The sequence below is a fragment of the Rodentibacter ratti genome (genome assembly GCF_002000485.1).
GTDB lineage: Bacteria > Pseudomonadota > Gammaproteobacteria > Enterobacterales > Pasteurellaceae > Rodentibacter > Rodentibacter ratti.
The window spans coordinates 112,598-125,461 of the sequence record NZ_MLAJ01000003.1; the positions used below are offsets into that span (position 1 = coordinate 112,598).

Sequence of the window (12,864 nt, forward strand, 5' to 3'; positions counted from 1 at the left end):
ACTATCACGATTGTGATAGAGATCACAGTTTTCATTGCATTCCCTTTGAATCGGGCTACAATAGCCGCCCGAATTTTAATGAATAAAAAATAGAGAATTGTATGACACCTTTTGCCCTTGGTCAGCGTTGGTTAAGCGGAAGTGAAAATAATCTTGGGTTAGGCATTGTGACTGCTTTTGATGCCCGCACTGTCACATTATATTTCCCCGCCTCCGATGAAACCCGTATCTATTCGATCGCCCAAGCGCCTCTTGCCCGTATCCAATTTAACAAAGGTGAAACGCTAAAGCACAAAGACGGTTGGCAAGGCAAGATTGTAGATATTCAAAGCATGAACGGCTTGAATTTTTATTTGGTGGAAAATCCGCAAAATGAACAAATTATCGTACAAGAAGGCGACATTTCACCGCTTATTTCCTTTAGTTCGGCGAAAGATCGGCTCTTTTCCGCACAATTAGATCGTAGCCATCATTTTGCCTTGCGTTATCGTACATTAAAGCATCAACAAGCCCAATTTCAATCACCATTGCGTGGCTTGCGTGGTATTCGGGCGGGTCTCATTCCTCACCAGTTGCATATCGCCGCTGAAGTGGGTAACCGAGTAAATCCTCGAGTATTGCTTGCCGATGAAGTGGGTCTGGGTAAAACCATTGAAGCCGGGATGATTTTACAAAATCAGCTGTTTGCCGAAAAAGTTCAACGTGTGTTAGTGCTTGTGCCGGAAACCTTGCAACATCAATGGTTGGTTGAAATGCTCCGCCGGTTTAATTTGCATTTTTCTCTGTTTGATGAAGAACGTTGTACCGATTTTACCACCACCGGGGAAAATCCTTTTGAGTCAGAATCACTGATTATTTGCGCCTTAGATTGGTTGGTGAACTCGCCAAAACGGGCAGAACAAGCCCTTGAGGCGTGTTTTGACTGCCTCATTGTGGACGAAGCCCATCATTTGGCTTGGTCTGAAACCGCTCCAAGCCGTGCGTATTTACATGTTGAGCAACTTGCCAATAAAATTCCATCGGTTTTATTACTCACCGCTACGCCGGAACAATTAGGGCAAGAAAGCCACTTTGCCCGCTTGCGATTACTCGATCCCGAACGCTTTTTTGATTATGCAGCTTTCCAAGAAGAACAGCAGCACTATCAACCGGTTGCCAACGCCGTTCAATCTTTATTAGCGGATAAACCCTTAAGTGCAGTGGAAAAAAATCAGATTTCTACACTATTAAAGGAGCAACATCTCGATCCACTGCTCCAAGCATTAGCTTCCCCGAATGAGGAAAACCAACAAGCGGCACGTCAAACCTTAATCCAAAACTTGATTGATCGCCATGGCACAAGCCGTGTGCTGTTCCGCAATACACGCCAAGGGGTGAAAGGTTTTCCACAACGTATTTATCACCCGATCAAGTTAACCGCTGAAAATACCGATCAAATAGAAGAAGTGAAAGCCCAATGGCTGTTAGATTTTTTAAAAACACAACGGGATAAAAAAGTCTTTGTGATTTGCCAATATGCTCAAACCGCCATTCATCTTGAACAATATGTACGAGAAAAAGAAGGAATTCGAGCCACAGTTTTCCACGAAAAAATGTCGATTATTGAACGTGACCGTGCCGCCGCTTATTTTGCCGATAGGGAAAGTGGCGCACAGGTTTTACTCAGCTCCAGCATTGGTTCAGAAGGGCGAAATTTCCAGTTTGCAGACACGCTAGTCTTATTTGATTTGCCACAAAACCCTGATTTACTTGAACAATGTATTGGGCGTTTAGATCGAATTGGACAGTTGAATGATGTGCAAATTTATGTGCCTTGTGTGGAAAAATCTGCCGATGATGCATTGGCTCGCTGGTATCACGAAGGATTAAATGCCTTTGAACAAACCACGCCAATGGGTATGACATTATTTGAACAATTCTCGAGCTTGCTACAAAAAGTGCGGTCAAATCCAACCGCACTTTCAGAGCTCGATAGCCTTATTGCAGACACCAAACAAGCACGAGAAAAACTCAAAATCGCTTTAGAGCAAGGACGTGATCGTCTTCTAGAACTCAACTCCAACGGCGGAGAACAGGCAAAACAGCTAGCCAATGCTATCGCAGAGCAAGATAATGAGGCGGAATTAGTCAATTTTGCCCTCAATTTGTTTGATATTATTGGGGTAGAACAAGAGGATCTTGGTGAAAACAGCATTGTCTTGACGCCAACGGGCACCATGCTTGTTCCTGATTTCCCCGGACTAAAAGAAGAAGGCATAACCATCACCTTTGATCGCCAACTTGCCCTTGCCCGTGAAGAATTGGAATTTCTCACTTGGGATCACCCAATGATTCGCCAAGGTATCGATCTTATTGCCTCCGGCGATATTGGCAAAGCGGCCATGGCGCTATTGATTAACAAGCAATTACCGGTTGGTACCTTATTGTTAGAATTAATTTATGTGGTAGAAACACAATCACCGAAAGGATTACAGCTTAATCGTTTCCTACCACCGACACCGATTCGCTTGTTACTTGATAACAAAGGCAATGATATTGCAGAACAAGTCGCATTCGATACCTTGCACGGCAAATTAAAGCCTCTTGGTCGGGATGTGGCAAATAAAATGATCAAAATGGCACGCCCAACGTTGGAACAATTATTTGTGCTTGGCGAAAAGAAAATTCAACCCCTTGCCCAAAGTTATATTCACCAAGCCCAAAAATTGGCGGAACAAACCTTGAGTATGGAAATTGATCGATTACAAGCTTTACAAAAGGTGAATAAAAATATTCGCCAAAGTGAAATTGAGATTTTAGCGTCACAGCGTGATCAAGCTTTAGAAACACTAGCAAAAGCAACTTGGCGATTGGATAGCCTTCGAGTTATCGTCACCAATAAGGAATAATGATGGCACTGATTGAATATCATCCTCCTATGGAACCGTATTTAGATATTATTTACCAAGATAACTACATTTGCGTGGTCAATAAACCGAGCGGGCTGCTTTCCGTACCGGGCAATCAACCGCAATATTACGACAGTGCAATGAGTCGGGTGAAAGAAAAATTCGGCTTTTGTGAACCGGCACATCGTCTTGATATGGCAACCAGCGGTATTATTTTGTTCGCTTTAAGCAAAGCGGCAGACAAAGAACTCAAACGCCAATTTCGTGAACGTGAACCGAAAAAATATTATCAAGCCTTGGTGTGGGGACATCTTGCGCAAGACTATGGAGAAGTTAATTTGCCGATGATTTGTGATTGGGAAAACCGCCCCCGCCAGCGTTTAGATTTTATCTTTGGCAAAAGAGCGGTCACAAAATTCGAAGTTTTAGATCGTTTACCCAATAACAGCACAAGGGTAAAACTCACTCCCATTACCGGCCGCTCCCACCAACTCCGCTTGCATATGCTGGCATTAGGCCACCCGATTTTAGGAGATAAATTCTACGCCCATCCGCAAGCCAAAAGTATGTCGCCACGCCTCTGCCTGCACGCAGAAAGCCTCAGCATCACCCACCCTATCACAGGGGAACCGATGACGTTTTGTGCTGAAGTAAGTTTTTAAAGAAAGACTCCTCCCCTGAGCATGGGGAGAATATCTATTATCTAATCTTCTTTTCCTAAAATCTGATTGACTTCGCTTTTATATAATACGGCTTTCGCACCGAAAACGGCTTGAATTCCCCCACCGACTTCTAATACATCAATGGCGCCAAGGGATTTTAAGCGGGCTTTATCCACTAATTTCACATCCTTAACAGATACCCGTAAACGGGTAATGCAGGCATCCACATTTTCGATATTTTCCGCACCGCCAAGACCTGTGATGATCTGATGAGCATTTTCGGTTAGAGAAGTGCTTTGCTGTTCCACTCTTTCCTCTACCTCTTCCGCTCTTCCCGGCGTCATGACATCAAAGCGAGTAATTAAGAAGCGGAACGAGAAATAATAGAGTAATGCCCAAGGAATACCCACCAAAACCACACGAATCCAATGAGTGTTCCCATTGCCTTGTAAAATACCAAAGAGCAAGAAATCAATAAATCCACCGGAGAATGTATTTCCAATAGAAATATTCAGTAAATCGGCGATATAGAAAGAAACACCGTCCAAAAATGCGTGGAAGACATAAAGCCAAGGCGCAACGAATAAGAACATAAATTCGATAGGTTCGGTAATACCGGTGATAAACGAGGTTAACGCCGCACCTAAAAATAATCCGCCAATTTTTGCCCGGCGGGCTTTTGGCACGCAATGATACATAGCTAAACAGGCGGCCGGTAAACCAAACATCATGGTATCAAAACGACCGGCAAAAAAACGCGTACCTTCGGTAAATAAACCTTGGTGGTTAGGATCCGCTAATTGAGCAAAGAAGATTTTTTGTGCACCAATAATGGTTTCGCCGTTTACGATTTCTGTTCCACCCAATTCGGTGTACCAAAATAGCGGATAGATCATATGATGCAATCCCACTGCGCCGCTTAACCGCATAAGAAAACCATAGAAAAATGTGCCGATCTCACCCATTGAGGCAATGCCTTTGCCTGCAGATACCAGCCACTCCTGAAAAGTCGGCCAAATTAAAAAGAAAATTGCGCCGATAAAAATCGCCGTAAATGCCGTGACGATTGGCACAAATCGAGAACCGCCAAAAAATCCCAAGATTTGCGGTAATTGGATATTATGGTAACGGTTATGTAGCTTCACTGTCACCAATCCCATCACCAATGATCCGATCACGCCGGTATCAATACTTTTCACTTCAGGAGAAAAAAGAGGAATTAAAGCAGAAATCGTCCCGGTCATAATCAAATAACCGACAACGGCAGCAAGTGCTGCCACGCCTTTATCCCGTTTTGCCAGACCAATACCTAAACCGATGCAAAGAAATAATGCCAAATTCGCAAAGACCACCGAGCCTGCGGAGGACATAATTTGAAAAATCCCCTGCAACAACGAATTATCCAGTATAGGATAGGCTTGCAGTGTGACTTTATTGGATAATGCCCCGCCAATCCCGAGTAGCAGACCGGCGGCAGGTAAAATAGCAATCGGCAGCATAAAAGCTTTACCGATTTGTTGGAGCTGTTTAAACATAGATTCCTCACATTAATTTGAAATTTGCGCTTTCCATTATTGAAGCTAGTACTTCAAACCAAATCACAAATAGGCACTATTTTTTCTTATCATAATAAGATAAATCAAGCAGTTACACTCTATGACTAAATCCTCCTATGATCAATAAGCAAACGTTGATTTTGTGATAGCGTTAACATTTTTTATAGAAATTTTATTTGCTAATTTTCCCCTAATTTTTTCTCTTTAGAATACACGACATCGGAAAGCAAATGGGTTGCGAACTGTCACTCTCAAACTTTATACAAGGAGAAAATAATGAAAAAATCAAACAAAACTATCTTATCTGCTTTATTAGCCAGTGTGATGATGTTCAGTGCCGTGAACATGGCACAAGCAATGTCGCCGGAGTCGCAAGAAGCCTTGGCTAAAGCTCAAATTACTGCAGCTCAGGCATTGAGTGCTGCACAAAATAAAATCGGTGCAGATGCAAAAGTAAAAGAAGTGGAATTCCACCACACTAAATACGGTAAAGATTATTTCCAAGTGGATCTTTTCGCCAATAACCAAAAACATCTGGTAGATGTGGATGCCGCAAACGGTGAAATTCTAGGTACAACCAGCAAAACACCAAAAGAAGTCAGAGTGCGTGCGAATCAAAATTCACCTAAAATTTCCTTTGAACAGGCAATGAATGTCGCCATAGAAAAAACAGGCGGCAAAGTGGCTGAAGCCGATTTAAAATTCCGAGACGGACAAGGATTTTATAAAATTGAAACTATTGCCAATGGGCAGCATTTCTATGTTGTCGTCAATGGTGAAAATGCTCAGATTATAGATATGCCAATGAAAGCCCAAAGTGGGGGCAAAGGCGGGTATGAAAGATACGCTAAAGGCAGACATCATCATGAAAAATGGTACAAAGGCGATTGCCCGGCTGAATGCCCAATGCAAAAAAATTAATTGAAAATCGACCGCACTTTTTCATAAAGTGCGGTTTTCCTTTGCCAAATTTTCGGTATGATGAATAAGCCCTGAGGACGTTTTATTTTGGTAAAAAATTATGCGAATTCTATTAGTCGAAGATGATCAGATGATCGCTAATGCCGTATCAGAAGGGTTGAAAAGTGCCTGTTATGCGGTGGATTGGGTCAATAACGGCAATACAGCGGAACAAGCATTGACTACACAATCCTATGATTTAGTGTTGTTAGATCTCGGTTTACCTGGACAAGACGGTTTGCAACTACTACGCCATTTACGCCAAACCCCAAATCATACCCCTGTTCTTATCGTCACTGCCCGAGATGATTTAGACAGTCGCCTAGCCGGCTTAGATGGTGGTGCAGACGATTATATTATTAAACCTTTTGATCTCGCCGAATTACTCGCCCGCATTCGTGCAGTATTGCGCCGACAAAGTGGACAAAGTACGCCTTTCTTATCGAATGGTTCGCTTACGCTAAATCCGACTAATTATCAGGTTTCCGTTTCCGATCAAGTAGAACCGATTATTTTAAGCAATAAAGAATTTGCCATTTTACAAGCCTTGATGAACCGACCGGGGATTATTCATTCTCGTGCAGAATTAGAAGATAAAATTTACGCTTGGGGTGATGAAGTGGAAAGTAATGCCATTGATTTTTTAATTCACAGTCTGCGGAAAAAATTGGTAAAGCGCATATTAAAAATGTACGTGGCGCGGGTTGGTTAGTGGCAAAAAATGAACAGATTGGAACATAAAAATGAGAAATTCCCTTCAATTTCGCCTCACACTAGCGTTAACAATTTTATTCACCCTTGTGGCATTAAGTGCCGGAGGAATGGCATTTTATAACACTTATCGAGAAACCAATAAACTACAGGATGAGATGTTGGAACGGTTTTCAGGATCGGTCAATTTATCGGAAAATCCCACCGCACTTTTACCGCCTAAAATGCTTGATGGGCGGGTTCGGGTTTATTTTGACCACAACCGTCCCGGCTCCCCTTCAACGGATTTTCCGCCACAAATGGCAGAGGGATTCCACAATTTGAGAAAAGAAGGGAAAAAATATCGTCGTATGCTCACTGAGAATATGCCAAAGGAAATGCGTCTCCATAAGCATGACAAAAACACCGACCAATTCTACCGCACTTATGTACGCAATACGCCGGAGGGCAGAATTATCGTAATTCAAGATAACAGCTATCGAGAAACTTTGGCATTCCGTAATGCTTGGACAAGTATATTGCCATTGTTAGTCTTGTTTCCACTCGTGATTTTACTCACCATTGTGATTGTGAGATTGACTATGAAACCGGTGCAACGCCTATCAAAAAAAGTGGAACAACGACACGAACAAAATTTACAGCCTTTACCAACCACTCATCTTCCCAATGAGATTCGTGGATTTGTCATGGAAATTAATCGTTTATTATCACGCACAAATAGCTTTATTCAGCAGCAAAAACGCTTTATTGCCGACGCTTCGCACGAATTGCGTAGCCCGATGACTGCCCTTTCTTTACAGGTAGAACAACTTGCTACACAGGATTTACCAACCGAAGCGAAAAACCAAATTAGTGCCGTAAAACAAGGTATTCAACGTAGTCGTCATTTATTAGAGCAATTGCTTTCCCTTGCCCGCTTGCAAAATCAAGGGGAAAAACCTTATCGCGAAATTGAGATACAAGACATTTTCCGCCAAGTTATTGGAGGTTTACTTCCTCTCGCCTTAGAAAAACAGCAAGATCTAGGTGTGGAAGGTGAACAAAAAGTCACCTTTTACGGCAATGAAATGGACTTCTATTTACTCATCAAAACCCTCACCGACAATGCCATTCGCTACACGCCAAGTGGCAGTCAAATCGACCTCAGCGCACAAACCACGCATGAAGGAATCATATTGAAAGTGGAAGATAACGGCAAAGGTATTCCAACAGAAGAGCGGGAACGCGTACTTGACCCTTTCTACCGAATTCTTGGTTCGGAACAGCAAGGCTCTGGGCTTGGCTTGGCAATCGCCATGGAAATCGTAAAACACTACGGCGGAACATTAACACTGAAAGACAGCGAGAAGTTTGAAACGGGGTTATTGGTGGAGGTGTGGTTGCCAAGGAAATAGCTGATTTAATCCATGGGTAATAACTTTCCCAAAGTTATGCATAGTTTGGATATTGGACTTAAACTGACCTTAATTTCACGTGATATCTTCTGTGAGAGATTTATATCATGATAAATCCGCCTATTTCCTTGCATTCTCCCCTTTACAGTGTCAAACTCTCCTCACTTTTTAAAACTGTAAAGAATAATGATAAAAAAACGAAAATACCAAGATCCCCATTACCAACAAGAATTAGCAAAATACGGTAATCCAATTCCAAGTCGGGAGCTTATTTTAAGTGTGATTCGTGAAAATAATGCCCCAATGAATCGGGAAGAAATTTTGATCGCACTTTCTATTCGTGATGAGGAAAAAATGGAGGCAATGCGCCGTCGTTTACGGGCAATGGAAAATGACGGGCAGCTTGTGTTCACCAAACGCAAGCGCTATGCCTTACCGGAAAAATTAGATCTTATTAAGGGTTTGGTGATCGGGCATCGAGAAGGCTACGGCTTTTTGCAAGTCGAGGGCAAAAAAGAGGATTTCTTTATTCCCAATCACCAGATGCAACGGGTGATGCACGGTGATTTTGTCTTGGCACAACCGGCAAATTTAGATCACCGTGGACGCCGTGAAGTACGCATTGTGCGCGTGTTGGAAAGTCGTAAAAAACAAATTGTCGGACGCTTTTTCTTGGAAAACGGCTTTGGTTATGTGGTGCCTGACGACAGCCGTATCGGGCGTGATATTCTTGTGCCAAACGAACACCGTAATGGTGCACGAATGGGGCAAGTGGTTGTGGTGGAATTACAACAACGCTCCGCCGCTTTCAATCAGCCAATAGGGGGTATCACAGAAATTTTGGGTGATAATATGGCGAAAGGGATGGAAGTGGAAATTGCTTTACGCAATCATGATATCCCCCATCAATTCCCAAGTGCGGTGGAAAAATACGTTAAAAAATTTACTGAGGAAGTGCCGGAGGAAGCGAAAAAAGGTCGTATAGATTTACGGGATTTACCGCTTGTGACCATTGACGGTGAAGATGCACGAGATTTTGATGATGCGGTGTATTGTGAAAAACAAGGTAAAGGTTGGAAACTTTGGGTGGCGATTGCAGATGTGAGTTATTATGTGCGTTTGCGTTCGGCACTCGATAACGAAGCCTACAACCGAGGGAACTCGGTCTATTTTCCAAATCGAGTGGTGCCAATGCTGCCGGAAATTTTATCCAATGGCTTGTGTTCGCTTAATCCACAAGTGGATCGCCTGTGCATGGTCTGTGAAATGCAAATTTCCACCAAGGGCAAGCTCACCCATTATCGTTTTTATGAGGCGGTGATGAATTCCCACGCCCGTTTGACCTATACCAAAGTGGCAAACATATTGAAAGGTGATACGGAACTGCGTGAACGCTATCACGCACTCGTCCCCCATTTAGAAGAACTTTATCATCTTTATCAGGCATTACTTTCAGCCCGTCATCAACGTGGCGCAATTGATTTTGAAACCATTGAAAGCAAATTTATCTTTAATGCGATGGGGCGTATTGAACGCATCGAGCCGGTGATCCGCAACGATGCCCATAAAATCATTGAAGAATGTATGATTTTAGCCAATATCGCTGCCGCCAATTTTATGGAACAGCATAAGGAGCCGGCACTGTATCGTATTCACGCTACACCAAGCGAAGAAAAACTTACCTCATTCCGTGCTTTTCTCAGTGAGTTTGGGCTAACGTTGGAAGGGGGGATGAAACCGACCACGAAAGATTACGCTGCGCTGTTAGAAAAAGTTAAAGAGCGGCCGGATCACGAGTTAATTCAAACGATGCTACTCCGCTCTTTAAGTCAAGCGGTGTACAATGCGGATAATATCGGACATTTCGGGCTAGCATTGGAAGAATACGCTCATTTTACTTCGCCTATTCGCCGTTATCCCGATTTAACGCTCCATCGGAGTATTAAATATTTGCTTGCTAAAGAGCAAGGTGCAAAACGTAAAACCACTGATACCGGTGGCTACCATTATTCTTTCGATGAAATGGATCAGCTTGGCGATCATTGTTCAATGACCGAACGCCGTGCCGATGAGGCGACCCGTGAAGTGGCGGATTGGCTGAAATCTGAATATATGCAAGATCACGTTGGTAATGAATTTAATGGCGTGATTTCTTCTGTGACCGGTTTTGGTCTGTTTGTCCGTTTAGACGACTTATTCATTGATGGTTTAGTGCACATCTCAACCTTAGAAAATGATTATTATCAATTTGATGCCGCCAAACAACGCTTAATCGGGGAAAACAGCGGTATGCAATATCGTTTAGGCGATAAAGTGCGGATTCGTGTGGAAGCCGTTCATCTAGAACAAAAAATGATTGACTTCTCACTTGTCGGTAGTGAACGCAAACCTCGCCGGGCTGGAAAAACAGCAAAAGAGAGAGCAAAGAAAGTCTTTAAAGAATTGCCGCCAAAAGCGACGAAAAAGCCCAAAAGTGCGGTTAAAAATAAAGAAGTTTCTCAGAAAAAGAAAAAATGAAAATAATATCGCCCCAAAATCAAAAAATAGAGAAAAATTATGTCAGAACAGATTTATGGTATTCACGCCGTCAATAGCATTTTAGCTCATACACCGGAGCGTTTAATTGAAGTGTTTGTATTAAAAGGACGTGAAGATAAACGCTTACAGACTTTGCTTAATGAGCTGCACGCAATAGGCATTGGCGTACAGTTTGTTAATCGTCAAACGTTGGATAAAAAAGCAAATGGTGAAGTTCATCAGGGGGTGATTGCACGGGTACAGGCGGCAAAAGAACTCAATGAAAATGATCTTGATACTCTTCTTTCCAACAAACAAAATCCGCTTTTATTGATACTTGATGGGGTAACGGATCCCCATAACCTCGGCGCTTGTTTACGTACCGCTGATGCGGCAGGAGTCACCGCTGTCGTTGTGCCAAAAGATAAATCCGCCCAGCTCACCTCTGTGGCCCGCAAAGTGGCCTGTGGTGCAGCGGAAACCGTGCCACTCATTCGTGTGACCAATCTTTCCCGTACCCTTCGTGATTTACAACAAAATTACAATATTTGGATAGTCGGCACTGCCGGTGAAGCGACAGAAACTCTTTACCAAAGTAAATTGACCGGCGCACTGGCTCTCGTGATGGGGGCGGAGGGCGAAGGAATGCGACGTTTAACCCGTGAGCATTGCGATCAATTAATGAGTATCCCTATGGCTGGATCTGTTTCATCTTTAAATGTTTCGGTTGCCACAGGTGTATGCTTATTTGAAATTGTACGCCAACGGTTAAATACATAAAGACCTTAAAAAGCGACCGCACTTTATAAAAATACCGAGTATCTGAACTCGGTATTTTTATTGTTCATCTATTTTTAAACTTTTTTTCGTCCTAAAAATAACGATAAAGCTAAAGCAACAAATGCCGGAATCAACCATGCCATACCATCAGCATAAAGTGGTAAATGACTCAGCAGATTCTCAAGAGTCTTCGGTAACAAATCAACATTCTTCAAGCTATCACAAGCGCTAAAGAACACTGTAACCAATAACGTGAAATAATAACTGAATTTAATATTCGACAATTTACTACGGATAATTTGCAGCAGTACCAACATAATTGCCACCGGATAAATCAACAATAATGCCGGAATAGTAATTCTCAATAATTCCGTTAAACCGGTTTGCGCAACCGTTGTAGTTAAAATCGTAAATACGACGACCCAAAACGGATAAGATAACCGAACATGAAATTTAGAGAAATAATCCGCACACGCACTAGTCACCCCCACAAGTGTCGTCATATTCGCTAAAATGATAATACCCGACATAATCCAAGTGCCTGAAACCCCAAATAATGCATTAACATAACGGGAGAAAATTTGTCCGCCATTGGTTGCCCCCTCTGCAACTTGTGCACTGGTCGCCCCTAGATAGAACAATGCAAAATACAACATTGCCAATAAAAGTACGGAAATCAATCCTGCAAAAATCGTATATTTCATCACTTTTTGTGGAGAAGTAACATTCCGCACTGCCAAGGCACGGGCGACAATCCCACCAAAGGCAATAGCAGCCAGAACATCCATTGTTTGGTAACCGCTGATTAAGCCTGAGGTAATCGCAGGATTTGTAGCATAAGCCTTGCTTGGCTCCACAATGTCAGAAAGTGGGGATATGATAACGTTCACGGCAACAACAACTAACAATACGAGCAATGCTGGTGTCATGAATTTCCCTACTGTTGAAATAATTGTATTCGGACGCAGCATAAACAGCATACCGACAATATTAAAAATAAGGGAAAAAATAAAATGTGCGTGATTGCTGTCATCCACAATATTCAGCGGCAACCATGCCATTTCATAGGCGACATTGGTCACGCGCGGCATGGCGAATAATGAACCAATCACTAAATATAGGGTAACTAAAAATATTACCTCAGCCCATTTTGGCAAATCACGGGTAAGATCTTCCCCCCGCCCAAGCATCGCTACAACGACTAATGTAATGAATGGCATAAATACACCGGTCAATACAAAACCCAAAGATGCGGTTGCCCAATGTGTGCCTGCTGTAAACCCTTCCATCGGCGGAAAAATAACATTTCCTGCGCCTAAAAAAAGCGCAAAAATCATCATACCTAAAACGATAATATCTTTACGAGTAAACATAGTATTCTCAATTAATAAAAAGG

The 12,864-nt window shown here is 42.6% G+C and carries 9 protein-coding genes; 7 read left to right on the top strand and 2 right to left on the bottom strand.

The genetic code is table 11. The features are described 5' to 3' along the window. Positions 1–101 precede the first annotated feature (101 nt). On the top strand, positions 102–2,888 hold the full coding sequence (gene rapA / locus BKG94_RS03640; protein ID WP_077434311.1) for an RNA polymerase-associated protein RapA: 2,787 nt from the start codon (positions 102–104) through the stop codon (positions 2,886–2,888). A 2-nt stretch (positions 2,889–2,890) separates the two neighbouring features. Next, positions 2,891–3,550, top strand: coding sequence for a bifunctional tRNA pseudouridine(32) synthase/23S rRNA pseudouridine(746) synthase RluA (gene rluA / locus BKG94_RS03645; RefSeq protein ID WP_077434313.1), 660 nt, complete (start codon positions 2,891–2,893; stop codon positions 3,548–3,550). Between the two features lie 41 nt (positions 3,551–3,591). Here rluA and BKG94_RS03650 read toward each other — a convergent pair whose 3' ends face one another. Next, the gene (locus BKG94_RS03650; protein WP_077434315.1) at positions 3,592–5,085 is read right to left on the bottom strand and encodes a PTS transporter subunit EIIC; all 1,494 of its coding nucleotides are present in this window, start codon (positions 5,083–5,085) and stop codon (positions 3,592–3,594) included. A 297-nt stretch (positions 5,086–5,382) separates the two neighbouring features. On the opposite strand from BKG94_RS03650, the gene BKG94_RS03655 reads away from it, so the two are divergent. From BKG94_RS03655 to rlmB, 5 genes are all read left to right on the top strand, one after another. Then, complete coding sequence (locus BKG94_RS03655) at positions 5,383–6,027, top strand: PepSY domain-containing protein (protein WP_077434317.1); 645 nt, start codon at positions 5,383–5,385, stop codon at positions 6,025–6,027. Positions 6,028–6,127: 100 nt separating this feature from the next. After that, positions 6,128–6,778, top strand: coding sequence for a response regulator transcription factor (locus BKG94_RS03660; protein ID WP_279626246.1), 651 nt, complete (start codon positions 6,128–6,130; stop codon positions 6,776–6,778). A 31-nt stretch (positions 6,779–6,809) separates the two neighbouring features. Next, a complete protein-coding gene (locus BKG94_RS03665; protein ID WP_077434319.1) occupies positions 6,810–8,171 on the top strand; it encodes a sensor histidine kinase in 1,362 nt (453 codons plus the stop codon). A 186-nt stretch (positions 8,172–8,357) separates the two neighbouring features. Beyond that, the gene (gene rnr, locus BKG94_RS03670; protein ID WP_077434321.1) at positions 8,358–10,688 is read left to right on the top strand and encodes a ribonuclease R; all 2,331 of its coding nucleotides are present in this window, start codon (positions 8,358–8,360) and stop codon (positions 10,686–10,688) included. A 39-nt stretch (positions 10,689–10,727) separates the two neighbouring features. Continuing rightward, a complete protein-coding gene (gene rlmB / locus BKG94_RS03675) occupies positions 10,728–11,468 on the top strand; it encodes a 23S rRNA (guanosine(2251)-2'-O)-methyltransferase RlmB (RefSeq protein WP_077434323.1) in 741 nt (246 codons plus the stop codon). 74 nt (positions 11,469–11,542) lie between these two features. Here the strand turns inward: rlmB and brnQ are convergent, their stop codons facing one another. After that, positions 11,543–12,841, bottom strand: coding sequence for a branched-chain amino acid transport system II carrier protein (gene brnQ, locus BKG94_RS03680; protein ID WP_077434549.1), 1,299 nt, complete (start codon positions 12,839–12,841; stop codon positions 11,543–11,545). Positions 12,842–12,864 lie beyond the last annotated feature (23 nt).

What these genes read in the sequence shown, in the direction of transcription:
- rapA (WP_077434311.1), top strand. Translation starts at nt 102, where the DNA reads ATGACACCTTTTGCCCTTGGTCAGCGTTGGTTAAGCGGAAGTGAAAAT.
- rluA (WP_077434313.1), top strand. Translation starts at nt 2,891, where the DNA reads ATGGCACTGATTGAATATCATCCTCCTATGGAACCGTATTTAGATATT.
- BKG94_RS03650 (WP_077434315.1), bottom strand. Translation starts at nt 5,085, where the DNA reads ATGTTTAAACAGCTCCAACAAATCGGTAAAGCTTTTATGCTGCCGATT.
- BKG94_RS03655 (WP_077434317.1), top strand. Translation starts at nt 5,383, where the DNA reads ATGAAAAAATCAAACAAAACTATCTTATCTGCTTTATTAGCCAGTGTG.
- BKG94_RS03660 (WP_279626246.1), top strand. Translation starts at nt 6,128, where the DNA reads ATGCGAATTCTATTAGTCGAAGATGATCAGATGATCGCTAATGCCGTA.
- BKG94_RS03665 (WP_077434319.1), top strand. Translation starts at nt 6,810, where the DNA reads ATGAGAAATTCCCTTCAATTTCGCCTCACACTAGCGTTAACAATTTTA.
- rnr (WP_077434321.1), top strand. Translation starts at nt 8,358, where the DNA reads ATGATAAAAAAACGAAAATACCAAGATCCCCATTACCAACAAGAATTA.
- rlmB (WP_077434323.1), top strand. Translation starts at nt 10,728, where the DNA reads ATGTCAGAACAGATTTATGGTATTCACGCCGTCAATAGCATTTTAGCT.
- brnQ (WP_077434549.1), bottom strand. Translation starts at nt 12,841, where the DNA reads ATGTTTACTCGTAAAGATATTATCGTTTTAGGTATGATGATTTTTGCG.